This window comes from Novosphingobium aquimarinum (genome assembly GCF_009746585.1).
Taxonomy (GTDB): domain Bacteria; phylum Pseudomonadota; class Alphaproteobacteria; order Sphingomonadales; family Sphingomonadaceae; genus Novosphingobium; species Novosphingobium aquimarinum.
The window spans coordinates 26,856-49,833 of sequence record NZ_WRPO01000013.1; the positions used below are offsets into that span (position 1 = coordinate 26,856).

Here is a 22,978-nt window from a genome sequence, read left to right on the forward strand (position 1 = left end):
ATCGCGTCACAAGACGCCCCGGGGAGTGGATCAGCCCTGGTGCAGAGAAGCACACCGAACGCACCTCGGTGCATTGGGTTCTGGAACAATTCCAGCGACTTATGGCGGTCTTGGTGCGTGTGCGGCTGTGGGACAGGATTTCGCTGCCCACAAAACACACGAAAATCGGCCATTTCAGCGTGTTACACGAGAACACGCTCCGCGCCGCGCATGCGATTTTCTTGCTCCACCGACACGATTGCGCTATAAGTCGGATCGGTTTCTGAGACCCCACCAGCCTCCCTGCTAGGAGGCTCGGTTTGACCATTCCCTACAAGCATTGCTCGGTCCGGCTCGACCGGAGCAAATATGATCGCCTCGTAGCGCTCGCCGCGGAGCGCGGATGCACGCCGTCCGACCTGCTGCGCGCGGCCGTCGATGCCTTCCTGGGATCCGGCCAGCTCTTGACCTCAAGCCACCGTCGGATCGCCCGCATCAGCGAGTTCCAGCATCTCGCGCTCGACATCATCATCCGCGAACAATTCCCCGAATATCGCGACCGCATCATCGCGGAAACCGACAAACGTCTGGAGCAATATCATGGCGCGTGAGGACATCCGCACGGACGGGCGTCCCGTCCCGCTCACCCATCATTCGGCGCGCGGCCGCGTGCAGCGCAATGCCGGCAATTTCACCCGCGGCAGCCAGCTACTCACCCATGAGATGCTGATGTGGTTCTCGGGCGCCAAGCTGCCCTTCATCCTCTGGTTCTTCGCCTTTCTCGCCGCCTGGTTCATCATCATGTCGCTCAAGCTCGACGAGCATGGTTTCCAGCTCGTCTGCATGAAGGTCTATGCGACCCTCTGGAACTGGATCGACCTCAATCCGAACAAGCGCGTCAACGTCACGCTGCCGAACGGCGACCTCATGCGCACCGTGATGAAAGCGGTGCCCTATATTCCCGAGGTCATCACAGCCTGGGCCGTCGCGATGCGGGGCCTCATCGGCGCTTTCCTGATCTCGGTCTTCATCACCATTCCGGCCGCCATCTGGTTCGTCGACATCTCGCATCGGCGCGGCCGTTCGATCCTTCAGGAACGGCATGAACGCGGCGCCATGCTGGTTGATCGCAGCGTGCTTCTGGTGGAGATCAACGAGCATAACCGGGTGAAGTTCGAAGAGGAGGCGGCCGACCTCTTCCCCGGCCTGTCCTCGCGGCAGGTTCTCGCGCTCCCGTTCCGAGCGCGCAAGGAAGCCGGCATCCATCATCCCTACACGCTCGCGGGCATCCCCTTTCCGCACCGCACCGAACAATCCCATGCGATGCTCATCGGCACCACCGGATCAGGCAAGACGACCGAGCTCAGAAGCCTCGTCACCCAGATGCGCGAGCGCCAGGACACGGCCGTCATCTTCGATCTCACCGGCGCCTATGTCGAAGCCTTCTACGATCCCACACGCGACACGATCCTCAATCCCATGGACGCGCGCTGCCCGGCCTGGTCGATCTTCAACGATTGCCGCACCCACAGCGAATTCACGGCCGCCGCGGCGGCGCTAATCCCTTCGGATGGCGGTTCGTCCGAACCCTTCTGGGCGCTCGCAGCGCGCACCCTCTTCATCGAGATGTGCATTCGCCTGATGGAGCGGGGGCAGACCAGCAATCTGGCGCTGTCCGAGAACCTGATGACGGCCGACCTGAAGCGCGTCCACCGCTTCCTCGCCAACACCATCGCCGACCCGCTCACTGCCCCCGAAGCGGCCCGCATGGCGGAATCGATCCGCGCCGTCTTCAACACCAATGCGCAGGTCCTTCGCTTCCTTCCCGACGAGGGCGAATCCTTCTCGATCCGCGACTGGATCACGCGGGACAAGAAGCCCGGATCGATCCTGTTCGTGACGTCGAACTATGTCGATCTGCCGATGAACCGGGCGCTGCTCACGCTGTGGATGGATCTCGCGATCAACCGGCTGATGACGCTGCCGCGCACCCGCAGCTTGCGCACCTGGTTCATGTTCGACGAGCTTGGCGCACTGCATCGCCTTCCGGCGATCGAGAATGGTCTCCAGACGGCGCGCGCGTTTGGCGGCGCGATGATCCTGGGCATCCACAGCTTCGAGAAGCTGGTCGAAGTCTATGGCGAGCAAGGGGCACGCAATCTCGCCTCGCTCGCCCGCTCCAAGCTCATCCTCGCGACGGCCGATCTCGACACGGCCGAGCAGTGCGCGCGCTACATCGGCAACCGCGAGGTTCGCCAGATGGATGAGGCCTATAGCTACGGCTACAATAACACCCGCGACGCTTCGACCCTGACCCCGCGCAAGCAGGTCGAACCACTCGTCATCGCCGATGACATCACCAACCTGCCCTCGATGCACGGCTTCGTGAAATTCCCCGACGGCTTCCCCGCCGCGCGCATCCTGCTCGAGTGGAAGGACTATCCCCAGGTCGCCCAGGGCTTCGTCCAACGGCCCGATGTCGGGCCGGTACGCTCAAGGCGCGGAGAGGAGGTGTTCGAGGAAGACGGGGCAGGGGAGGCGGGCGGGCGCGACGGCTCGTTGCAGGTCGTGGAGGAAGTGGCCGAGATCACCAATCTCGCCCGCGATCTCGCCGCACGGATCCTGTCGGCCGAGGTCGAGGAGGAGGACGATGCCGCCCGCCGCGCGGCGCAGCGGGCGGACGACCGGGACGAACAGGCGACGCCTGGCACGCATAGCGCGGACAGGGCGCAGGCGGCGCGCGCCAGCGGCGAGGAACAGCCGGTTTCCGCGCGCGACCGGGACGATCGTCGTGATGGCCACCGGCACGGGGAGACGAGCCCACAGGTCGAGGACCAGACCCTGATCGAGCTGCGCCACGACTTCTCCACCGGCCGCGAGGATGACGGCATGGACATGGGCATCTGATGCTCTCGGTCGCCGGCGTCCGCTCCGCTTCCGGTGCCGCGAACTATTTCGCGAAGGACGACTATTACACGGTCGAGGGCTCGTCCGAGATCAGCGCCTGGGGAGGGGAGGGCGCCGAGGCGATCGGCCTGTCCGGAGAAGTCTCGAAGGACGCCTTCGAGGGCGTGCTGAACGGTATCCTCCCAAGCGGCGAAGCGGTCGCCCAGGTCGAGAACCGGCGCGCCGGCTACGACCTCACCTTCTCCATGCCGAAGTCGGCTTCGGTCATGGCCTATGTCGCCGGCGACAAGCGCGTGCTTGACGCCAATATGGCCGCGGTCAAGGCGACCATGGCCTGGGTCGAGAAGAACCTCGCGGAAGGGCGTCGCGACATCGAGGGGCGCAAGGTCCCGGTCCAGACGGGCAATCTCGTCTACGCGCTCTTCCAGCACGACACGAGCCGGGCGCTCGATCCGCAGGCCCACATCCACGCCGTCATCGCCAACCTCACCCGCATGCCCGATGGCAAATGGCAGGCACTCCACGCCGACAAACTCTGGAGCCACAACAGCATCATCGGCTCGATCTACCATGCTTTCCTGCGCGCCGGGCTCGAGCGGATCGGCTATCAGGTGGACCTCAAGGGCAAGCATGGCACCTTTGAGATTGCCGGCGTTCCCAAGGCGGTCATCGGCGAATTCAGCCAGCGCCGCGAGGAGATCCTCGATCACGCAACGCGGCTCGGCATCAAGTCGCCGGAGGGCCTGCGCGAAATCACCAAACGCTCGCGCGATCCCAAGCTCGACGTCGAGGACCGCGCCGCGCTGAAGCAGGGCTGGATCGACCAGGCCGCTGCCCACGGCTTCGACGGCAAGGACCTGCGGGCAGCAGCCGAGGCGCGCGCCGGGATGGCGTCTTCGGAAAATGCTCTCGAGCGCGGCTACCGCGCCATTGTCGATGCCGTAACTGGTGCCCGCCAGACGCTGGGTGCGCTGCTCCGCCCCCAGGACCCTTTAGTGGACAATGCGCTCGCCCGCGCGGTCAAGTCGCCAGCGGAAGCGCGCGCGCAGCTCGCGGTCGCGTCCGCCGTCCGGATCCTCTCCGAACGTGAGGCCGCATGGCCCGTCAATCTGCTCGGCAAGACCGCGCTCGATCTCGGTCTCAAGGGCGTCACCGTCGACCTGATCGAGAGGCGGATCGACCGGCTCGTGCAGAACCGTCAGCTCATCCCGGGCGTCGCGACAGCCGCGGACCGGACTGGCCGCATGGTGACCACGCAGGAGGCGCTGCGGACCGAAGAGAAGATTCTTGCCGCCGTCGAGGAGGGGAAAGGGAAGTCCGAGCCAATTGTGGCGGCCGCCGATGCGCCGCAGCGATTGCAGGATGCCGCCGAACGGCCGCTCAATCCTGGGCAGCTCGCCGCCGCGACGATGATCCTGTCATCCGCCGATCGTACCGTCTCGGTGCAGGGCGCCGCCGGCACGGGCAAGTCCACCATGCTCCAGGCGGTCGCGCGGGTCGCCGAGGAGGAGGGCGCCCGGATCACCGGACTTGCCTTCCAGAACAAGATGGTCGCGGACCTCGCCGAAGGGGCGGGCATCAAGGCCCAGACGATCGCTTCCTTCGTGCTCGCCAACGAGCGGTTCGTGACCGAGCGTGACACGCTGGGATATGAGGCTGCGCGCGAGAAGCTCGCCGGTACCATGCTTCTCGTCGACGAAACCTCGATGGTGTCGTCGAACGAAATGCTCAAGCTCCACCAGATCACAGCAGCCTTGGGCGTCGACAAGCTCGTTCTGGTCGGTGACCGGCAGCAGCTCTCTTCGATCGACGCGGGCAAGGCCTTCGCCATGATCCAGGCGGGCGGCGGCACGATGGCGCGGATGGATCAGAATATCCGCCAACGCACCGACCAACTGCGCACCGTCGCGGCGCTCGCCAATATCGGCAAGGCCGGCGCGGCGCTGAAAGTGCTGGGGGACCGTGTCGTCGAGGCGGGGGAGCCGGCCGCCGCTGCGGCCGACATGTGGCTCGAGCTCTCCCCTGGCGAACGGGAGGCGACCGCTGTCTTCGCTTCGGGCCGCGACGCGCGCGCCGTCATCAACCAGCGCATCCAAGATGGCCTGATCGCGGAAGGGAGCGTCAAGGGCCAGGCGATCCATCTCACTGTCTTTGAGCGGGTCAACACCACGCGCGAGGAGCTGCGCTATGCCTCGACCTACCGTCAGGGCCAGACGCTCGAGGTCGGCCGCGGCGGCGCGCAGGACGTCGGGATCAAGGCGGGACGCTACGACGTCCTCAAGGTCCACGCCAACGGGAAGGTCGAACTGTCGGACGGTCGGCGCAGGATACGCTTCGATCCCCAGAAGCTGTCGCCGACCGAGCAGCGCGATCGCCTGCAGCTTTCTGAAAAGAAGGACCTTCAGCTGCGCGAAGGGGACCGCATCCGCTGGACGGCCAACGACAAGCAGCGCGGCCTGCACAATGCCGCGCTTGCGCGCGTTGTGGGCGTCGATGCCGATGGCGTGAAGGTTGAGACTGCGGACAAGGTGCTCCTCACGCTCAGCCTCGGTGACCCGATGCTATCTCGGCTCGACCTTGCTTATAGCCTTAATATGCACATGGCCCAGGGGATCACCACCGACAAGGCGATCACCGTCATGTCGTCGCATGAGCGCAACCTCTCGAACCAGCGCCTCTTCAACGTCGGGGTCACGCGCGTGCGCGACGAGCTGACAATGGTCGTGGACGACAAGGAGAAGCTCGCGCGGCAGCTCGACATGAATCCCGGCAACAAGACCTCCTCGCTCGAGACGCTCGGCCGCCTCGATATCGACGGCAGGAAGGGGCCGGGCGCGCAACCCCGCGAGAAGTTCGATCCCGGTCCGATCGACGGCGTCAACCTGTCCGATCTTGCTCCCGTTCCAAGCGATCTGCCGCCTCTGCCCGATGGCGCGGCATCTGCGCCGGCCGCGAAGGCCCCACAAGCGCCGCCCGATCTGAAACCCGATCGCGGCGATCCGCTGCCACCGCTGCCCGAGCGCAGCCTCGGGCTCGACTTGTGAATGGAGAAGTCGCCGGCGTGGTGCCTGCGGCGAAGAGAAGGAGACGAACGATGGGTTGGGAATTCGATGAGGCTGGCAAGTTCGGGAGCGAACGGGCAGCCGAAGACTATGCGAAGCGCAACAACATCGATCCGCGTGATGTCCAGCTGACCCGCAAGGGTGAGGAGGTCGAACTCAACATCCGCCGGTCGGCCCTCGATGGCCGTAAGCTGCGCGACAATGGCGAAGGTCGCCGGGACGGCTGGGGCTGAACGGAGGGCTACAATGAGCACATTTGAATTTCTCGCCTCGCTTCTGCTGGTGGGCGTCATCGTCGCGCTTGGCTGGTCGAAAATGTCCCGAGGCTTCACTCCACAGAAACCGCTCGACCCAGTGGCGCGGCCATTCATGACGCAGCGCGAGCAAGCCATGCTGGCCGCGCTCGAGCACATCCTGCCCATGTACCGCCTCCATGCCCAGGTCTCGATGGGAGCCCTCCTCAAGGTTCCATCGGTGCCGGGCCGGCGGCCGACCCCAGCGGACTGGAATCGCTTCCAGCGAAAGATCATCGACTTTGTGGTCGAGGATCCCACGACGGGAAGGGTGGTCGCCTTGATCGAGATCGACGATCGTTCGCACGATCCCGGCAAGGATCGGGAGCGTGACGCGATGACCGCCCGGGCCGGCTATCACACATTGCGGATCCCCGCTGGTGCAAGCCCCACGGTACAGACGGTGCTCGGTTTCGTGGGTGACCTTCGCGACGGTGCGGCGAGCGCCGCATATCAGGGATAACCGGCATGGGGCTCAAAGATCGCGACTATATGCGCGAGCGCTATCGCGCGCGCGCGAAGGGAACCCGATGGAACGATCGGGCCGGGCGCGTCGAGGGCGCCTGGTTCGATCCCGTCAACCGCGGTTTCGATTATCAGCGCGGCCGGTTGAGGGGATCGCGCGGTAATGCCGGCGGGATGCTGCGCTGGATGTCGCTCGCGTTGAGCCTGTTTCTCATCGCTATCCCGGTGTGGCATTCGCTGAAGCGGGAAGGCTGGCTGGCGGATAGTGAACCCGGATTACCCTTCCCCGAAACGGGCAGCGTGACGGTCAACCCCGCATTGGATCCGGCCGGGGCGACATCGCGGATGGCAGTCACGACCTCCGATGCGAACGCCGTCGTTCAGCTCTTCGACCCTCAAAGCGGGCGGCATGTGATCTCGGTCTATGTCCGCAAGAACGATCGGGCGATAATCGCGGTTCCACCTGGAACCTATCGGATGAAAGTGGCGGAAGGGCAGCGTTGGCACGGCCCGGTGGACTTTTTCGGTTCGTCAACGACCTATGACGCCGTCGTGCCGCTGATGGTGTTCACCAGACAACGGGGCAATGGCATCGACCTGCACAGGCGTCCGAACGGCACATTGCCGACACGGCCCAACTGGCGCGGTCCAGCGCCCCTGTAACGAACGATCATGCGGAAGCGCGGCCGAAGACCCGGTCCTATCGAGCGGCGGGCGCCGATACCTCTTCGGTTTTCAGCGCATGGGCAATTTCGAAGATATGAAGAATGATCGGGTCCTTCTCAGCAGATCGGATCGCTGCCTGCAACAGAATAGGAGGCGGTGACTGATCGAAAACGCGAACGATCTCGCCACTAGATATCTTCTCTCCCACCATGTTGAGAGGAAACAAGCTTACGCCGCCGCTGGACACGATGATATCGATCAGAGAATGCAGGTCGTTGCAGGTGTTTATCTTCCCGTCATGATATCCCAGTCCACCCAAGGCATCATGCATGATCGCATGCATGGGGGAGCTTCGTGCCAATGACCAGAACAGCAGGTCTTTTGGGGGCACGAGTCGCTGCTCCAGCATGTTCGCGAGGCTGGGAGACGCGAGCCATATCAACTCGACCTCGCCGATCCGCCGCGTCTTGATGCCGGGCATTTCAACGGGACCGATCGCGAAAACCAGATCGGCCGCGCCACTTAGAAGTCCATCGATCAGTTTCGATGTCAGGTCGATTTCGATCTCCAGTGAAAGCCCTGGCATCTCCTGACGGATCGCATTCACGAAAGCGGACAGGCAACTGGCGGCCGCAATTTCACCCGATCCGATACGGACGATGCCGGCCACGCTGCTGAGGTCCACCGGATTGAGCAGGGCCTGTTGAAGCGACGGCCACACCTGCTCGCATCGGCGCACCAGTTCACGGCCCTGGACAGACAGGATCATGTTACGCCCTTGTCGCGCGAACAACGGAATTCCCAGGTGATTCTCAAGTTCGCGTATTCGCGCGGAAATGCCCGGTTGCGTGGTGTTGAGGCGATTCGCTGCCGCGCTGAACGAGCCAAGGCGGTTGATCCAAAGCAGGGTTTCCAGATGGTAGAGCGCGATCCGATTCATCACCATTGGTTATACATACATCGAATGAACTATGATTTGAACTGATGTGACATTTATCTCATGGCCAGACCCCGAAAGCGCAGCAGGCAGGGGAAGGGAAGGGTTCGTGGCCAAAGAGCAGCATGTGAAGGCAGAGAGCCGAGCCGGGCCGGCAAGGCGGGCTTCGGTTTCATCTGGATCCGCCTCCAATCGCGAACGTCCGGCCGAGCCCGTCCGCTATCAGGCGACCAATGCGGAGATGCTGGAACTCTACCGCCAGATGCTGCTGATCCGCCGTTTCGAGGAAAAGGCCGGCCAGCTTTACGGCTTCGGCATGATCGGCGGCTTCTGCCATCTTTATATCGGGCAGGAGGCCGTCGCCGTCGGCCTGCAATCGGCTATGAGGGTGGGCAAGGACAGCGTCATCACCGGCTATCGCGACCACGGCCACATGCTGGCCTACGGGATCGATCCCAAGGTCATCATGGCAGAGCTGACCGGCCGCGCTGCGGGCATTTCACGCGGCAAGGGCGGGTCGATGCACATGTTCTCGGTCGATCATGGCTTCTATGGCGGCCACGGCATCGTCGGCGCGCAGGTGGGGCTGGGCACGGGCCTAGCCTTCAAGCATAAATATGCGGATGATGGCGGCGTCTGCCTCACCTATTTCGGCGACGGCGCGGCCAATCAGGGACAGGTCTACGAAAGCTTCAACATGGCGGAGCTGTGGAAGCTGCCGGTGATTTTCGTGATCGAGAACAACCAGTACGCCATGGGAACCAGCGTCAACCGCGCGTCGGCCGAGGACCAACTCTATCGGCGCGGCGAGAGCTTCCGCATCCCCGGCATCCAGGTGGACGGCATGGACGTGCTCGCTGTCCGTGGCGCTGCTGAGGAAGCCCGGCAGTGGGTGCTGTCCGGCAAGGGGCCGATCCTCCTGGAATTGAAGACCTACCGCTATCGGGGCCATTCCATGTCCGATCCGGCCAAGTACCGCTCGCGCGAGGAAGTGCAGGCGGTCCGCGACAAGTCCGATGCCATCGAGCATCTCAAGCAGGAGTTGGAGGCGGCCGGCGTCACCGAGGATGAGTTGAAGGCGCTGGAGAAGGAGATCCGCCAGATCGTTCAGGAAGCCGCCGACTTCGCCGAGCAGGCCCCGGAGCCCGAGCTTGCCGAACTCTATACCGATGTGCTGGTGGGGCAATATTGATGGCGATTGAACTGAAGATGCCGGCGCTTTCTCCCACCATGGAGGAGGGTACGCTCGCAAAGTGGCTCGTCAAGGAAGGCGATGCGGTGAAATCCGGCGACATCCTCGCGGAGATCGAGACCGACAAGGCGACGATGGAATTCGAGGCAGTGGACGAGGGCATCATCGCCAAGATCGTCATTCCTGAAGGCACCGACGGCGTGAAAGTGGGCGCGGTGATCGCGCTGATCGCTGGCGAGGGTGAAAGCGCCGTGACGGTCCAAGCCGCCGCCCCCGCTCCCAAGGTCGAGGCACCCGCGCCCAAGGCGGCGGAGCCGGCCCCGCAGCCGGTTGCGGCGCCTGCGCCCCGCGCGGCGGTTGCCGATCCCGATATTCCCGCCGGCACCGAGATCGTGAAGACCACGGTGCGCGAGGCGTTGCGCGACGCCATGGCCGAGGAGATGCGCGCCGACGACCGCGTCTTCGTGATGGGCGAGGAAGTGGCGCAATATCAGGGCGCCTACAAGGTGACGCAGGGCCTGCTGGAAGAGTTCGGCGATCGCCGCGTCATCGACACCCCGATCACCGAGTATGGTTTTGCCGGCATAGGCACAGGCGCGGCGATGGGCGGCTTGAAGCCGATCGTCGAGTTTATGACCTTCAACTTCGCCATGCAGGCGATCGACCACATCATCAACTCGGCGGCCAAGACCAACTATATGTCCGGCGGCCAGATGCGCTGCCCGGTGGTGTTCCGCGGCCCCAACGGCGCCGCCAGCCGCGTCGGCGCCCAGCACAGCCAGAATTACGGGCCCTGGTATGCTGCCGTTCCTGGCCTGATCGTGATCGCGCCTTACTCGGCCGCCGACGCCAAGGGGCTGCTGAAGGCCGCGATCCGCTCGCCCGATCCGGTCGTGTTCCTGGAAAACGAGTTGCTCTACGGCCAGAGCTTCGACGTGCCGAAGCTGGACGATCATGTCCTGCCGATTGGCAAGGCCCGCATCGCCCGCGCGGGGCGTGACGTGACCCTGGTGAGCTACTCCATTGGTGTCGGTGTCGCGCTGGAAGCCGCCGACAAGCTGGCAGATGAAGGTGTTGACGCGGAGGTGATCGACCTGCGCACGCTCCGCCCGCTCGATAAGGAAACCGTGCTGAAGTCGCTCGCCAAGACCAACAGGATGGTGGTGGTGGAGGAAGGCTGGCCGGTCTGCTCCATCTCCTCGGAGATCATCGCCATCGCCATGCAGGAAGGCTTCGACGACCTCGACGCCCCGGTGCTCCGCGTCACCAACAAGGACGTGCCGCTGCCGTATGCCGCGAATCTGGAAAAGGCCGCGCTCATCAAGGCGGATGACGTGGTCGCGGCGGTCAAGCGCGTCCGTTATCGCTGACGCCTGCGGAGTTTCGAAAATGCCGATTGAACTCAAGATGCCCGCGTTGTCTCCCACGATGGAGGAGGGTTCGCTCGCCAAATGGCTGGTGAAGGAGGGCGATGTGGTGAAGTCTGGCGACCTGCTGGCCGAAATCGAAACCGACAAGGCGACGATGGAATTCGAGGCGGTGGACGAAGGCATTATCGCGAAAATCCTCATCCCCGAAGGTACAGAAGGCGTGAAGGTCGGGACCGTCGTCGCCATGCTTGCCGCCGAAGGCGAGGATATCACCGCTATCGGGGAAGGGGCTGTTCCCGCGCTTCTGCCGGCCCCCGAGATTGCCGACAAGGTCGCTACATCCATTCCCGCCGCTGTTCCTGTCGCGTCGTCAGCCGCACCCGCAATTGGTGCCAGCCGTATCAAGGCCAGCCCGCTTGCCCGTCGTCTGGCGGAGGCAAGCGCCATCGATCTTTCTACGATAAGAGGCTCCGGGCCTAATGGCCGCATCGTCAAGGTTGACATTGATGGCGCGACGCCTGCCTCGATGCCGGCCGTCGCTCCGGGGGTCCCCGCGGCGTTTGCCGCCGCAGTACCGTCGATCGAACCCGACATTCCACACGAAGTCGTCAAGCTGTCAAACATGCGGAAAGTCATTGCCCGACGGCTCACCGAATCGAAGCAGCAGGTTCCGCACATCTACCTCACGGCCGATATCCACCTCGATCCATTGCTGAAGCTTCGGGCCGATCTCAACGACGGGCTTGCCGAACGCGGTGTCAAGCTCTCGGTCAACGATCTGCTGGTCAAGGCCTTGGCGGCCGCCCTTATCGAAGTGCCCAGCTGCAATGTGCAGTTTGCCGGCGACAATCTGCTGCGGTTCAGCCGCGTCGATATTTCGGTGGCGGTATCGATCCCCGGCGGCCTGATCACGCCGATCATCGCGGGCGCGAACGCCAAGGGCGTTGCCGCAATCTCCAGCGAGATGAAGGATAGGGCGGAGCGCGCGCGCAACGGTAAATTGCAGCCGCATGAATATCAGGGCGGCACCGCCAGCCTGTCGAACATGGGCATGTTCGGCATCAAGCAGTTCGAGGCTGTCATTAACCCGCCCCAGGCCATGATCATGGCGATCGGCGCGGGCGAAAAGCGGCCTTATGTAGTGAACAATGCGCTGACCGTTGCCACGGTGATGTCGGTAACCGGCAGCTTCGATCACCGCGCGATCGATGGGGCGGACGGTGCGCAACTGATGGCCGCTTTCAAGCGCATCGTTGAGAAGCCGCTGACACTGTTGGCCTGAATCTCAAGGAATTTCCGAACATGGCTGATAGTTACGACGTGATTGTCCTTGGCTCAGGCCCCGGCGGCTATGTCGCCGCGATCCGCGCCGCTCAGCTCAAGTTGAACACGGCGATTGTCGAGCGCGAGAATCTAGGCGGTGTCTGCCTCAACTGGGGTTGCATACCCACCAAGGCGTTGCTGCGCTCGGCGGAGGTTTTTCGCTACATGCGGCATGCCAAGGATTATGGCCTGGTCGCGGAGAAGATAACCGCCGATCTGGATGCAGTGGTGAAGCGCTCACGCGGCGTTGCCAGGCAGCTTAATCAGGGTGTCTCGCACCTGATGAAGAAGAACGGGATCGCCGTTTATATGGGTGAGGGGAAGCTCACCGGCAAAGGGAGGCTTTCTGTCACAGCGCCGGATGGTAAGACCAGTGAGTTGACCGCGAAGAATATTATCATCGCCACGGGCGCGCGTGCTCGCGATCTGCCGTTCCCGAAAGCCGATGGAAAGCGCGTCTGGACCTATCGCCACGCGATGAACCCGCCGGAAATGCCGAACAAGCTGCTTGTTATCGGCTCGGGCGCGATCGGCATCGAGTTCGCCAGCTTTTACAACGACATGGGCGCGGAAGTGACAGTCGTCGAGATGCTGGACAGGATCGTTCCGGTCGAGGATGCAGATGTCTCGACCTTCCTGGAAAAAGCGTTGGTGAAGCAGGGCATGAAGATCTTGACGGGTGCAGGTGTCCAAAAGCTCGATATCGGTGCCACCGGCGTAACAGTCGCGATCAAAGCCCGGGATGGCAAACTTGTTTCGGACGAATACAGCCATGTCATCGTGGCAATCGGGATCGTCCCAAACACCGAAACCGTTGGGCTTGAGGCACTGGGTGTGAAAACGGAGCGTGGCCACATTGTTACCGATGGCGCATGCCGCACCAATGTCGAGGGAATCTGGGCGATCGGAGACGCCACGGCGCCGCCTTGGCTAGCGCACAAGGCCAGCCATGAAGGTGTTATCGCGGCAGAAACCATAGCGGGTCAGCATCCGCACGCAATGGACCCCAGGAACATTCCCGGCTGCACCTATTGCCACCCGCAGATCGCTAGTGTCGGCCTCACCGAAACAAATGCGAGGGAAGCAGGTCACGAAGTGAGGATTGGCACCTTTCCCTTCATCGGCAATGGCAAGGCTATCGCGCTCGGCGAGCCAGAAGGCTTCGTCAAGACGGTATTTGATGCCCAAACTGGCGAGCTGCTGGGCGCACACATGGTCGGCCCGGAGGTGACCGAAATGATCCACGGCTTCACCATCGGTCGTACACTGGAAACAACCGAGGCGGAGCTGATGGAAACGGTTTTTCCGCATCCGACCATTTCCGAAACGATGCATGAAAGCGTGCTTGCTGCCTTCGGGCGCGCAGTCCATATTTAGGCTATCTTCCATATTTGGGAGAGATCATGCCTCCTTCTGCTGCCGAACCACGAGCGGCGAGGCGTCAAGGTCAGCTACGTACTCTTGAAAGAACCCGTGCGGCGACATTGCTTCGCACCGCGAGCTTTCTACCGTAACGTAGCGCGGTTGTCGGTGAACTCCATCGCAGCGCCTGCGCAATGCCGGCTCCGTCCTCTCCGGCGGCGAAGAGGTCCTGGGTCAGGCCAACGCGCAGCGAATGTGTGGACAGCGCCTGAACCGCATCGGCCAGCTTGCTGGCGCTCAGGTTGACCAGCCCCATTTCGTAGGCGGCACTCGCCACGCGCCTGTAGATCCCATTGACCCCCTGCCGACTGAGGGCCTCCTTGCCGATGGTGTAGGTCGTTCGGGCCAGTGCCGTTTCCGGATCGGAGCCGCGCGCGCGCCGGCGATAGACACCAACCCTGCGAAACAGCAGCCCGTCCTCGATCGCGCTTTCGGCCTGCCACAAGGCGACCCTGCGCATCGTCTCGGCCGACAGCCACGCCCACGCGCCTTCCTGCTCCTGGTCGGTTTTGGAGAAGGGGATGAACAAGGTCGCCGAGCCGTCGTCCTGCGCATCGATATGCGTGGCTTCAACCCTAGTGAGCTCGCTGACCCGGAGCCCTGCGTCATAGCCGAGCGAAAGCAACGCCGCGTCCCGTAACCCCTGAAGATCGCCGCCACACGCTTCGAGTAGCGCAGCCAGGGTGAAGCCTTTGGCGGCGTGGTGATCCAGCGCCTTGCCTAACCGCAGAGGCGCAGCCTGACGCTGAAGTGCGCCTCTCTGCCGGCGGATGGCCTTCAGCGCGGCGCGAACCATCGGGGCGTCGGTCGGCGCGGCGGGCGAGGCCAAGCCCAGCATGCGGTGGACCGAGGCGATGCTGGCGATGCGCCGCGCCAGCGTCGCGGGCTTCCTGCCTTTGGCGTCCAGCGCGTTTACATAGCGCACCATATCTTCGGGATCGGCTGGCAATGGCCTGCGGCCTTCTTCACCGCACCAGTCGCGCCAGCAGTCGAGATCGGCGGCTATCGCCGCCTTCGTCGCGTCGGCCATCGCCGCCAGGGTCGTCTCGAGACCGAGCTGACTGATCGGCGGTAGATCGGTCGGAATGATTTCCCCGATCGTGCGCAGCAGCCGCACATCGACGGATTCGGCGTCTGTCTTGCGCGATCGTGTCGGCAGAGCAGTGTCGTTCGTCCTGACGACGATGATTTCCATGGGGGAGGATTTGGTGGAACTCTCGGTCATCGTTCGCTATATGTCTTCCCGGAGGATATGATGCAGCTCAACTCGGCAAAAGCTCTGGCCCTTGGCCGGGAGGTCCGCGAAACCTTCGGCAGCTGGAAGAAGGCACGCGAGGCGGCCGTCCAGCGCGATGGCGTCTATGTCATCGATCGGGCGAAGATTCGTGCTGAAAAGGCCAAGAAGCTCGCCAAGACGGCCTGATCTCGAATGACATTCGGCTACGCGCTGCTTGGCGCTCTGGTTCTTCTGCTTCCCGGGTTTGCGGGTTATTTCGGTCTTCGTATTGGCGAGGCGAGTGATTTTGTGTCGCCGCGGCCCGACCGGCCCAATTCCAATCTCACCATTTTCCTGATTGTGCTGCTGGCGCTCGCTGCGCACACCGCCGGGGCGGGAATTTTTGCCTTCAACGAAGCGATAGCGGCGTGGAAGCCGCTGATCTCGCTTCCCTATGATCCCAATCCCTACAAGGCACTTCTGTCCGGCCAGGTCCCATCGGGGCTTTCCGCGCTCGCAATCGAACTGGAACTGCTGTTCTGCCTGGCGCTTTCCTTTGGGACCGGCTGGGTCTGCGAGAGAATGGCGCGCGCCAAGCCGATTACGACCCGAACCGCGCCCTTGCGCTTCGGATGGCTCCTGCCGATCGTCGAGAAGGTCGAGGCCGGTGGCCATGTCGCGGTCGGTTATGTGCGCACGACGAGCGGCCACAACGGTGCCTGGGTCGCCTATGAAGGCAGCATCCGGCGCCTGACGCTCGACGATGACGACGGAATCCGCATGGTGGTGCTCGAGCAGTGCGATCGCTTCATTGTCCGGATGACGGACGACAAGATCGAGCGGGTCGACATGGACAGCGCGCCGATCGCCATGATGCATCTTGCCGCCGACCAGATCGCCGATTTCGCAATCGAACTGTTCGAGGTTCCCGAGATCGGCGCTGACTGAGGCGAGCGGCGGCGTTCTGCTCAAAACATGCGGCACAAGGCGCGACACATCTGTGCCGCATGGTTTTTCCCCGTTCGTCATCATCCGCAAAATTTGCCCTTCCCTGCCGTTCCAGCAGCCCTGTACTTACCATAATCTCCCATTATGGTAAGTGAGAAAATCACGCGGGGAGGGCGGTTTACGCGGAGAATCGGCCTTGCACATCCCGCCTGGCCGGATAGCGGATTGGCGCCGTTCTTGTTTTGATAACGCCGAAGCGCTATATGCGCTGAACGATCCACGAGATCATGGTACAGGTTAGAAATGGCAAAGGCGGTAAGCTTGGTGTTGGCGACGGTGAACGCTCCTTATGGGGCGAACCTTTCCGCGCATCAACTCGCTGCGCTGATCGCCGACCCAAAGAGCGCGAGCGATTTCAACGCGCCCGTGTTTTCCTTCTTCTCGGAAGTAAGCCCGGCTCTGCAGCTGCAGTTCGTCGAGGAAATGGGTGTCGACGCCGACAAGGTCTGCGCGGTCGCCGACCAGTTCTCCCACCTCTCGGGCTACGCGCTCCCGCTGGCGGCGTAACGCATGGTCGAGCGCGGCCCAAGCCAGTGGCCGGTCCTGTTCGATCTTGCGATGGAAATCTTCGCCCAATTCGAGGAGAACGTCGGCTTCGTGCCCTCGTGGAGCTTCGGCGGCGGGACGGCGCTCATGCTCCAGATCGATCATCGTGAAAGCCACGACATCGATATCTTCCTTGATGATCCGCAAATCCTGCCTTTTCTCAATCCAGAGATCCAGGATTTCGCAATGACCCGTCGGCCGGACGAATATAAGAGCGACGGGACGCAGGCGCTCAAACTCGCCTTTGACGAACTGGGTGAGATCGACTTCATTTGTTCGTCCGCCATCCTCGATGTTTCCAGTGAGCGCCACGATGTGAGGGGGCGGACGGTCGACCTTGAAACTCCGGCCGAGATTGCAGCGAAGAAAGTTTACTTCCGGGGCTGGAACTTGCAGCCACGCGACATGTTCGATCTTGCTGCCATCGCCGAGCACCATGGTGACGACTATGTCGTGTCAGCATTGCGTGAATGCGGCCATGAGCGATGCCGCAAGGCGCTGGAAGTCGTCGAGAAGGTCAACCCGAAGGCTGTCGAGACGGTGATTGGCCAGCTGCTGTACAGGGAAAAGAACAGCCATCTGGTCGCAGAGGCGCAGGCGATTACGCACCGAATTTTAGGGGCTTCACTTTCCGATTAAGACGGTCGCAGCACGGGCGCGAGGAGCCGTTCGGCACGAGCCGAACCGTATTCCTTCACCGCACGCGCGAGCTGCGCGCTATTCATCTCCCCTGCCTTGGCAAGCGCACGCGGCAGGATGGCCACCTTGTCCTCGGGCAGCCTGTCGATGTTATGGAGGAGGTCGACAAGCAGGACTTCCTTGGACAGCCGCCTGGGCACCGACGGCCGCATCCGGAAATCGTACATCCGGCCATCCAGTTTGAACCGGCCATGGCGTTTGCGATTATAGACCACGGGCTCGTTGTGGAGCTGGGTCGTGCACACGCCAAGCCCATTGAATGCGCTTGGAGAGACCAGCAGGAACCGATCGTCGCCGAGAAATGTGAAGCTGCGATCCTACCGCGCCGCAGCCGCTCGAGGCTGAGCGTGTGCGCCTCGTACATAAGGCTGCCGCCGGTTTTCGCTGGTCACGATGCTCGGCTGAAGCGCGGCGCGGACCGCATCCGTGACCGTATAGACCGCATGACGCTGCGCACCGCGGTTCTCATGGTCCACGAAAAAGCCCTGGTAATGCCGTCTGATCAGTCCTGCCTTCACCAACTCCGACACCGCCCGGCTGATCGCCGTCATGCCGGTTTCGCGGATGCGCTCGCTGAGTTCCGCGTCGACGCGGCGCGCGGCCTCCACCGGATCGCCCGGCAATTCTCCTTTGGCTGCGAGCGCAGCCCGGACCTTATCGGCGGTGGCCCGGCGCTGGTGGTGACGCGCGCCGCTCGGCGCAATCGCCGCGGCCAGCCATTCGCGGATGGGCACCAGAACCTCGCCTTCTCGAACCAGAGGCCCCGCCTCCCCGTTCGTCCGGGCGGCCCTGGCGATGAGATCGAGCACCATGAAGGTGTAGCGCGGCCGACCCGAGTGCTCCGCGATGATGCGCACGATATCCGGCAGGCCAACTACTGGTGCTGGCGCCGGGGTTGGGATCGATGGCGCGAAGAGATCGAACTGAAGCATGGAACGAATCAAGCACAAAGCACGACTCTTGTGAATCCCCCAATCGCTCACAGAAACGACCGAAAGACGTTTTGCCATCCGTGTCACTTTACCCGACCGGTACCTGAAGGGTAAAGTGACGCAGCCGTCATTGATCGATGCATCTGCCCCGTGGCCACAATCATTGACATTTTGTGGCCACGCCCTATAACCATCGTCATTGGCAGCGAAGGTTGGTTGGTATGGACGTGCAGCTTCTAGCCGGAATCGAGAGGATCTGCTCCCTTCCAGAGCATCAGCTAGAGGTTGAACTCGGCAAACTGCTCGAAGGTCGGGCTCCGATGGCCACTATCACCATTCGCGCCGCGCGTGACAGCTTCACCAAGCTGCTTGCGCGTGCGCGTGACGGATCGGTTCAGCTTGTCGGCAAAGACAAGGGAGAGCAGACCGTGATCCTCTCGGTTGCGGCTTTGGCGAATGTCATTAAGGCAGCCGCTGGCGGTATTTCCGCCGGAGAATTTCTTGCCGCCACGCAGTTCCAGCCGTCACGCGGAAAGCTCGTCCATGTCGAGAGCGACGACGACAGCAGCCAGGAATTCACTGTCCGATCCGGAGAAGCTTCCTGGCAGCAGGCCAGCGCCTAAGCGGCCATGTATCTTCTTTCGACCCAATGCCTGCTTGACCGGATCACGGGTCAGGCGCCGGCCTCGATCGATGCGCTGCCTGCCCGAGAGATCCACCTGAGCGCGGTTTCCCTCGGGCAGGCGCTGCTGGCCATCGAGCAAAGCCCGGCGGGTGAACGCCAAGGCCACCGCGATGCGCTGCGCGGCTATGTCGGCATGGTGCGCAGCTTCGATAATATCGTGCCGTTCGACGAAAAGGCCGCCATGCTGTGGCCTGGTCTGCGGGCTCAGAAGCTGATCGCCACCAACCCGGCCGGTGCCGTGATCCCGGTCAGCGAGGCGACGACGATGGTCGTTGCCTCGGCTCTCGCTACCAATCTTGTCTTCGTCGACTATCCGCAGCCCTACCATAGCGGCGTCAGCGGGCTGACGGTGGTGAACCCTTGATATGACCGAGAGCGACGTCGGGATCAGGGAAGGTGCGCGCGCGCAGCCGGCCAAACGGTTCCGCATTCTGGCGCTGACCGGAGGTGGGTATCGTGGCCTCTTTACCGTTCGGATCCTCGAACAGATCGAGCGGACGATCGGAAAGCCGATCAAAGACCATTTCGATATCATCGCCGGCACTTCGATCGGCGGCATCGTGGCCATCGGCCTGGCCCAAGGCATTCGCCCAGCCGTGATCGGCGCCGCGTTTGAGAAGCACGGCCAGGCGATCTTCCCGAAGCGGGGTTTACTCGGTCGCTGGGGGCTGGCGCGCTCGCGCTATGACGCGGCTGGCCTCGCGCAGACGATCGACGCCGTTCTTGGCGAAGCGGGAAAGACGCCCCTGTCCGGCCTGAAGACACCCCTGATCGTGACCGCGGTCGATTTCGGCGCCTGGGCGCCGGCAATATACGAAACCACTGGCATGTCACCGAAGCTCGAAGGAACCTCGCTACGGGACATTGCCCTCGCCACCTCCGCGGCGCCAACCTATTTCCCCGACCATGTGATCGACGGGCATTCCTATGTCGACGGCGGACTGATCGCGAACGCTCCGGATAGTATCGCCCTGATGCGGGCGCTTGGGCGCTATGGGCGCACGCCCCAGGAAATCGACCTCATCAGCGTCGGGACCGCAGGAGAGCTGCGATGGGATGTGCCGCGTGCGCCCAGGCGCCGCGGCGGTGTGATGCTGATCGCAAAAGACGAGCTCGTGTCGAGGACGATGAAGGCGCAGGAGAGCCTGTCGCTCGACCTCGTGCAGTCCGTCCTGGGCTCGAGCTACGTCCGCATCGATAGGGTGCCTTCGCTCCAGCAGCAGAAGGAACTTGCGCTCGATCGGGCAACCGACAAAGCGGCCGAGATCCTGGGACAGCTCGCGCGCGACGCCTATGCGGGAGCCTCGGCGAGCAGCACGTTCAAAGCGATGCTTCGATAGGGGACGGGTGGCGGACTGACCAAGCCTTACGTTCCAGAAAATGCTGCCTGTCCGTCAAGCATCTGCCCAACATGACCTCAACACGGATCTACTCTGACGATGGCGAAGAAAACGACCAAAAGAACGCCGAAGGTCTTCCTGGATGCGAACATCGTCATCAGTGCCGGCAAACCACCAGGCGGGCCTGAAATCGCCCGTGTCGTCGATCTTGTCGATGCCGGTCTGATAACGGTGTTGACCACCGATCTCACCATCACCGAGGTTGCCAAAAAGTACATCCAGAGTGATTTCGACGCGATCAAGGAGATCAGCCAGCCGCATTTCCGGAAGATTGTCGAGGGAGCGACCGGCGTTGCGCTTCCCGCGCTCAAGCGGCCGGAGCTTCGCGCAAAGCTGAAATCGATCTACGATGAGTCGACTACGCAGATGTTCGATGCGCTGGAGGCCAAGACGCTCCAGATCGACGAGGTGAAGCCGTCGGCAGTGTTCAGCGCCTATGCGGCAGGGGAAGGTTTCTTCTCAGGCGACGGCAAGAAGGACCAGTTCCCCGACGCCTTTGCCTTCGAGTGCCTCAAGAAGGAGGCGTCGAGAAATAGCCCGGTGATCATCGTTTCGAACGATGGCGACTTTGATGGCCCGGTCGGGTCTGCGAAGCATATTTCGCTGGTGAAGTCGTTGCCCGAACTGTTCGCGGCGCTTGGCCTCGAGATGGCCGCGCCGCAACTCGATCCCTTCCTGGAGACGCAGGAGGAACAGATCGTCGACCTCGTCAGTCAGGAACTTACGAATTGGGGACTGCACAGTAGCGACGTCATGGATGCGGAGATCGACGAGATCACCGTCAATTCGGTCGAAGTGAAAAAACTCACCGCCTTCAAACCAAGTGAGGCAGGTAAATCAATCCTTGTGGTCGGCACGATCGAGGTCGCAGCATTGGTGTCTTTCACTCATCCCAACTGGGATGAAGCGATGTATGATTCCGAGGACAAGGTGCTTATCCCGTTCGAGGATGAGAGCGGGGAGACCGAGATCGAGCTTACCATCGACGTCGCCATGTCGATCGCGGTCGACGAGGCAGGCAATCCCGAGGAGATTGAAGCCTTGCGGTTTCGCAACAGCGATTTTCAGTATGTGACGCTCTATCCACCCGACATGTACAAATAGGGTCCGTGGATGAGACGATTCGAGGTCGAGAAGCAGTTCTGCGACATGGTCAGCCGGATCACATCGTTCAGGTCGAGTCGGCGACTCTGTTTCGGGTAGAAAAAAGCCGCCCACAAGGAGGCGGCTTGATAGTTGGGAGAGGATGCCTGAAAGGCCCGTCTCTTGTGCATTGCATCATAGAATATTGCAACTGCGAAATTCGCAACTATGGACACGCCTGATACCGGCGTTTGCCACTAGGTGCCGGCAAAAACTATCGCTCATGGCCTGTCCGGCCAATAAGCCGGAATCCTTCAATAAGGTCGAGCATTGAGATAGCGCCGCACGCTCCTCGCCACTATTAGAGGAATCCCGAAAAATTGCAGAAGGAACAGCATGATGAACAATAGCGACCTTGCCGATCATCTCGCCGGTGCGACCGGGGCCACCAAGGCTGATGCCCGCAAGGCGGTCGATCTCGTCTTCGCCGCAATAGCTGACGCCGCCGCCAAAGGCGAAGAGGTGAGCCTCAACGGCTTCGGCAAGTTCAAGGTCAAGGACGTTCTCGCCCGCGAAGGCCGGAACCCGGCCACCGGCGAAACCATCAAGATCGCAGCGTCGAAAAAACTCTCCTTCAGCGTGGCGAAGGCCGTCAAGGACCGGCTCAACAGCTAAAGCGGGCTTGACGCCTCGATACCAAGAGATCGAGGCGTCCCCCTTCCCCGCAAGAGGCTTCCCGCAAGACCGCCACTCGCGGCTTTAATGATCGAACGACGCGATAATCTCCGGGAAGAACATTGCAACGGCCTGTATCGGCGAACGGCGTGACCTGCCTGGACCTGCTGACACGACAGATCGCCATCCATGTTCCAGCATTGCAGGATTGGTCGTTCGTAGCGGTCGATGTCGAGCTGGCGGTACATGACATTGCCCCTCGCGAGCAAGGTACGCAAATTCTCGCGGCTATCGTAGGGATTGTCCCGCACGCAGAGCAAGTGCTGAATTCGGGCACGTCGATACCGTAAAGCCGGGAGTGACCAAACGCCTCGCACCGGATTATAGTCGCCGTCGTAGATGTAGGGGCGGATGCACGGCACGGGCTTGGTCTGCGCGGTCGAGAAATGACCACATCCTGAGTCCTGAAGTAGTTTGCCGGTGCTCTAGCACCGACATTTGGTAACGAGTCTTTGCAATGACTGTTGACAAAACACGTCCTCTATCTGTTGGCGCCATCGCGCAACGTAGCGGAGTCGCGGTTTCGACGATCCATTTCTACGAGGCGAAAGGCCTCATCAAGGGCGAGCGCACAGCCGGCAATCAAAGGCGGTATCCTCGATCCGTATTGAGACGGATCGCCATTATCAGAACCGCCCAATATGTCGGGCTTTCGCTCTCCGAACTAAAGGATTTTCTTGACCGGATTCCAGAGGGGCCGGTTACGTCAACGGATTGGCGTCGGCTCAGTGCCGAGTGGAGTACGCTATTGAACGAGCGGATAGCTAGTCTCATGAGGCTGCGTGACCGCCTCGAAACCTGCATTGGATGCGGCTGTATGTCCCTCACCGACTGCCCCTTGCGAAACCCCGAAGACAGGTTGGGCGCAGTTGGGTCAGGCCCTCAGCTCCTCTTGGTGAATTTCGCTCGTGAACCTCGTGATGATGAAGATAGCCCCGTTCATTTTCGCACCAAACGTCGCTCCTTGGCGGCGGTCAAATCCACTCTTGACGTTAACCAAGACACAAAAGGGAACGATGACTCATAGCTTGGTGCCCTTCCCCGGTCGTTCGGGGCGG

At 62.2% G+C, this 22,978-nt stretch carries 24 protein-coding genes; 20 read left to right on the forward strand and 4 right to left on the reverse strand.

Annotated elements, in window-relative coordinates; genetic code table 11:
- Nucleotides 1–299: 299 nt before the first annotated feature.
- From GQO94_RS13375 to GQO94_RS13400, 6 genes are read left to right on the forward strand one after another with little or no spacing between them, the layout of a single operon-like run.
- Entirely contained in the window at nucleotides 300–590 is a 291-nt protein-coding gene (locus tag GQO94_RS13375; protein WP_011950431.1) for a hypothetical protein, read from the forward strand.
- Entirely contained in the window at nucleotides 580–2,886 is a 2,307-nt protein-coding gene (locus GQO94_RS13380; protein WP_011950430.1) for a type IV secretion system DNA-binding domain-containing protein, read from the forward strand. Before GQO94_RS13375 ends, GQO94_RS13380 begins: the two co-directional genes overlap by 11 nt.
- The gene (mobF, locus tag GQO94_RS13385; RefSeq protein WP_011950429.1) at nucleotides 2,886–5,930 is read left to right on the forward strand and encodes a MobF family relaxase; all 3,045 of its coding nucleotides are present in this window, start codon (nucleotides 2,886–2,888) and stop codon (nucleotides 5,928–5,930) included. Before GQO94_RS13380 ends, mobF begins: the two co-directional genes overlap by 1 nt.
- A gap of 50 nt (nucleotides 5,931–5,980) precedes the next feature.
- A complete protein-coding gene (locus GQO94_RS13390) occupies nucleotides 5,981–6,181 on the forward strand; it encodes a hypothetical protein (RefSeq protein ID WP_011950428.1) in 201 nt (66 codons plus the stop codon).
- A gap of 13 nt (nucleotides 6,182–6,194) precedes the next feature.
- Nucleotides 6,195–6,704 carry a DUF2726 domain-containing protein gene (locus GQO94_RS13395; RefSeq protein ID WP_011950427.1) on the forward strand — a complete coding sequence of 170 codons (510 nt, stop codon included), beginning with the start codon at nucleotides 6,195–6,197 and terminating at the stop codon, nucleotides 6,702–6,704.
- A 29-nt stretch (nucleotides 6,705–6,733) separates the two neighbouring features.
- Nucleotides 6,734–7,369 (forward strand): hypothetical protein, encoded by a 636-nt coding sequence (locus GQO94_RS13400; RefSeq protein WP_232332932.1) that lies wholly within the window; start codon nucleotides 6,734–6,736, stop codon nucleotides 7,367–7,369.
- 37 nt (nucleotides 7,370–7,406) lie between these two features.
- On the opposite strand, the gene GQO94_RS13405 is transcribed toward GQO94_RS13400, so the two are convergent.
- On the reverse strand, nucleotides 7,407–8,312 hold the full coding sequence (locus GQO94_RS13405; protein ID WP_226952286.1) for a LysR family transcriptional regulator: 906 nt from the start codon (nucleotides 8,310–8,312) through the stop codon (nucleotides 7,407–7,409).
- A gap of 106 nt (nucleotides 8,313–8,418) precedes the next feature.
- On the opposite strand from GQO94_RS13405, the gene pdhA reads away from it, so the two are divergent.
- Genes pdhA through lpdA form a run of 4 tightly spaced genes read left to right on the forward strand, consistent with a single transcriptional unit; the run spans nucleotide 8,419 to nucleotide 13,571 of the window.
- Complete coding sequence (gene pdhA / locus GQO94_RS13410) at nucleotides 8,419–9,501, forward strand: pyruvate dehydrogenase (acetyl-transferring) E1 component subunit alpha (protein ID WP_011950424.1); 1,083 nt, start codon at nucleotides 8,419–8,421, stop codon at nucleotides 9,499–9,501.
- Complete coding sequence (locus tag GQO94_RS13415; RefSeq protein WP_011950423.1) at nucleotides 9,501–10,871, forward strand: pyruvate dehydrogenase complex E1 component subunit beta; 1,371 nt, start codon at nucleotides 9,501–9,503, stop codon at nucleotides 10,869–10,871. The genes pdhA and GQO94_RS13415 overlap by 1 nt, the downstream gene beginning before the upstream one ends.
- A gap of 19 nt (nucleotides 10,872–10,890) precedes the next feature.
- Complete coding sequence (locus GQO94_RS13420) at nucleotides 10,891–12,153, forward strand: pyruvate dehydrogenase complex dihydrolipoamide acetyltransferase (RefSeq protein ID WP_011950422.1); 1,263 nt, start codon at nucleotides 10,891–10,893, stop codon at nucleotides 12,151–12,153.
- 20 nt (nucleotides 12,154–12,173) lie between these two features.
- Entirely contained in the window at nucleotides 12,174–13,571 is a 1,398-nt protein-coding gene (gene lpdA / locus GQO94_RS13425; protein WP_011950421.1) for a dihydrolipoyl dehydrogenase, read from the forward strand.
- Nucleotides 13,572–13,641: 70 nt separating this feature from the next.
- Here the strand turns inward: lpdA and GQO94_RS13430 are convergent, their stop codons facing one another.
- The gene (locus GQO94_RS13430; RefSeq protein ID WP_017184754.1) at nucleotides 13,642–14,811 is read right to left on the reverse strand and encodes a tyrosine-type recombinase/integrase; all 1,170 of its coding nucleotides are present in this window, start codon (nucleotides 14,809–14,811) and stop codon (nucleotides 13,642–13,644) included.
- 60 nt (nucleotides 14,812–14,871) lie between these two features.
- Here GQO94_RS13430 and GQO94_RS20820 point away from each other — a divergent pair, with 60 nt between their 5' ends.
- From GQO94_RS20820 to GQO94_RS13445, 4 genes are all read left to right on the forward strand, one after another.
- Complete coding sequence (locus GQO94_RS20820) at nucleotides 14,872–15,039, forward strand: hypothetical protein (RefSeq protein WP_198045966.1); 168 nt, start codon at nucleotides 14,872–14,874, stop codon at nucleotides 15,037–15,039.
- Between the two features lie 6 nt (nucleotides 15,040–15,045).
- Nucleotides 15,046–15,780, forward strand: a complete 735-nt coding sequence (locus GQO94_RS13435) for a hypothetical protein (protein ID WP_011950419.1) — start codon at nucleotides 15,046–15,048, stop codon at nucleotides 15,778–15,780.
- A gap of 303 nt (nucleotides 15,781–16,083) precedes the next feature.
- Nucleotides 16,084–16,347, forward strand: coding sequence for a hypothetical protein (locus GQO94_RS13440; RefSeq protein WP_011950418.1), 264 nt, complete (start codon nucleotides 16,084–16,086; stop codon nucleotides 16,345–16,347).
- Nucleotides 16,348–16,350: 3 nt separating this feature from the next.
- The gene (locus GQO94_RS13445) at nucleotides 16,351–17,025 is read left to right on the forward strand and encodes a nucleotidyl transferase AbiEii/AbiGii toxin family protein (RefSeq protein ID WP_011950417.1); all 675 of its coding nucleotides are present in this window, start codon (nucleotides 16,351–16,353) and stop codon (nucleotides 17,023–17,025) included.
- On the opposite strand, the gene GQO94_RS13450 is transcribed toward GQO94_RS13445, so the two are convergent.
- Nucleotides 17,022–17,330 (reverse strand): hypothetical protein, encoded by a 309-nt coding sequence (locus GQO94_RS13450; protein WP_011950416.1) that lies wholly within the window; start codon nucleotides 17,328–17,330, stop codon nucleotides 17,022–17,024. The two genes, GQO94_RS13445 and GQO94_RS13450, sit on opposite strands and share 4 nt — an antisense overlap.
- Nucleotides 17,331–17,402: 72 nt before the next feature.
- Entirely contained in the window at nucleotides 17,403–18,017 is a 615-nt protein-coding gene (locus tag GQO94_RS13455; RefSeq protein ID WP_017184756.1) for a hypothetical protein, read from the reverse strand.
- A gap of 320 nt (nucleotides 18,018–18,337) precedes the next feature.
- Between GQO94_RS13455 and GQO94_RS13460 the strand changes: the two genes are divergently transcribed.
- The 6 genes from GQO94_RS13460 to soxR all read left to right on the forward strand — a co-directional run bounded on the left by GQO94_RS13460 (nucleotide 18,338) and on the right by soxR (nucleotide 22,947).
- On the forward strand, nucleotides 18,338–18,640 hold the full coding sequence (locus GQO94_RS13460) for a hypothetical protein (protein ID WP_156842021.1): 303 nt from the start codon (nucleotides 18,338–18,340) through the stop codon (nucleotides 18,638–18,640).
- A gap of 6 nt (nucleotides 18,641–18,646) precedes the next feature.
- Nucleotides 18,647–19,066, forward strand: coding sequence for a PIN domain-containing protein (locus GQO94_RS13465; protein ID WP_011950414.1), 420 nt, complete (start codon nucleotides 18,647–18,649; stop codon nucleotides 19,064–19,066).
- 1 nt (nucleotide 19,067) lies between these two features.
- A complete protein-coding gene (locus tag GQO94_RS13470) occupies nucleotides 19,068–20,042 on the forward strand; it encodes a CBASS cGAMP-activated phospholipase (RefSeq protein WP_011950413.1) in 975 nt (324 codons plus the stop codon).
- A 99-nt stretch (nucleotides 20,043–20,141) separates the two neighbouring features.
- Nucleotides 20,142–21,206, forward strand: coding sequence for a PIN domain-containing protein (locus GQO94_RS13475; RefSeq protein ID WP_011950412.1), 1,065 nt, complete (start codon nucleotides 20,142–20,144; stop codon nucleotides 21,204–21,206).
- A 378-nt stretch (nucleotides 21,207–21,584) separates the two neighbouring features.
- Nucleotides 21,585–21,860 (forward strand): HU family DNA-binding protein, encoded by a 276-nt coding sequence (locus GQO94_RS13480; protein WP_017184758.1) that lies wholly within the window; start codon nucleotides 21,585–21,587, stop codon nucleotides 21,858–21,860.
- Nucleotides 21,861–22,377: 517 nt separating this feature from the next.
- Nucleotides 22,378–22,947, forward strand: a complete 570-nt coding sequence (gene soxR, locus GQO94_RS13485; protein WP_081095122.1) for a redox-sensitive transcriptional activator SoxR — start codon at nucleotides 22,378–22,380, stop codon at nucleotides 22,945–22,947.
- Nucleotides 22,948–22,978: the final 31 nt, after the last annotated feature.

Bases quoted from the DNA above. Each gene is read 5' to 3' on its own strand.
- GQO94_RS13480 (WP_017184758.1), top strand. From the start codon at position 21,585: ATGAACAATAGCGACCTTGCCGATCATCTCGCCGGTGCGACCGGGGCC.
- GQO94_RS13380 (WP_011950430.1), top strand. From the start codon at position 580: ATGGCGCGTGAGGACATCCGCACGGACGGGCGTCCCGTCCCGCTCACC.
- GQO94_RS13435 (WP_011950419.1), top strand. From the start codon at position 15,046: ATGACATTCGGCTACGCGCTGCTTGGCGCTCTGGTTCTTCTGCTTCCC.
- GQO94_RS13415 (WP_011950423.1), top strand. From the start codon at position 9,501: ATGGCGATTGAACTGAAGATGCCGGCGCTTTCTCCCACCATGGAGGAG.
- GQO94_RS13400 (WP_232332932.1), top strand. From the start codon at position 6,734: ATGCGCGAGCGCTATCGCGCGCGCGCGAAGGGAACCCGATGGAACGAT.
- GQO94_RS13470 (WP_011950413.1), top strand. From the start codon at position 19,068: ATGACCGAGAGCGACGTCGGGATCAGGGAAGGTGCGCGCGCGCAGCCG.
- GQO94_RS13395 (WP_011950427.1), top strand. From the start codon at position 6,195: ATGAGCACATTTGAATTTCTCGCCTCGCTTCTGCTGGTGGGCGTCATC.
- GQO94_RS13420 (WP_011950422.1), top strand. From the start codon at position 10,891: ATGCCGATTGAACTCAAGATGCCCGCGTTGTCTCCCACGATGGAGGAG.
- GQO94_RS13390 (WP_011950428.1), top strand. From the start codon at position 5,981: ATGGGTTGGGAATTCGATGAGGCTGGCAAGTTCGGGAGCGAACGGGCA.
- GQO94_RS13445 (WP_011950417.1), top strand. From the start codon at position 16,351: ATGGTCGAGCGCGGCCCAAGCCAGTGGCCGGTCCTGTTCGATCTTGCG.
- GQO94_RS13465 (WP_011950414.1), top strand. From the start codon at position 18,647: ATGTATCTTCTTTCGACCCAATGCCTGCTTGACCGGATCACGGGTCAG.
- mobF (WP_011950429.1), top strand. From the start codon at position 2,886: ATGCTCTCGGTCGCCGGCGTCCGCTCCGCTTCCGGTGCCGCGAACTAT.
- GQO94_RS20820 (WP_198045966.1), top strand. From the start codon at position 14,872: ATGCAGCTCAACTCGGCAAAAGCTCTGGCCCTTGGCCGGGAGGTCCGC.
- GQO94_RS13405 (WP_226952286.1), bottom strand. From the start codon at position 8,312: ATGAATCGGATCGCGCTCTACCATCTGGAAACCCTGCTTTGGATCAAC.
- GQO94_RS13455 (WP_017184756.1), bottom strand. From the start codon at position 18,017: ATGCTTCAGTTCGATCTCTTCGCGCCATCGATCCCAACCCCGGCGCCA.
- GQO94_RS13430 (WP_017184754.1), bottom strand. From the start codon at position 14,811: ATGGAAATCATCGTCGTCAGGACGAACGACACTGCTCTGCCGACACGA.
- GQO94_RS13475 (WP_011950412.1), top strand. From the start codon at position 20,142: ATGGCGAAGAAAACGACCAAAAGAACGCCGAAGGTCTTCCTGGATGCG.
- GQO94_RS13440 (WP_011950418.1), top strand. From the start codon at position 16,084: ATGGCAAAGGCGGTAAGCTTGGTGTTGGCGACGGTGAACGCTCCTTAT.
- GQO94_RS13460 (WP_156842021.1), top strand. From the start codon at position 18,338: ATGGCCACTATCACCATTCGCGCCGCGCGTGACAGCTTCACCAAGCTG.
- soxR (WP_081095122.1), top strand. From the start codon at position 22,378: ATGACTGTTGACAAAACACGTCCTCTATCTGTTGGCGCCATCGCGCAA.
- lpdA (WP_011950421.1), top strand. From the start codon at position 12,174: ATGGCTGATAGTTACGACGTGATTGTCCTTGGCTCAGGCCCCGGCGGC.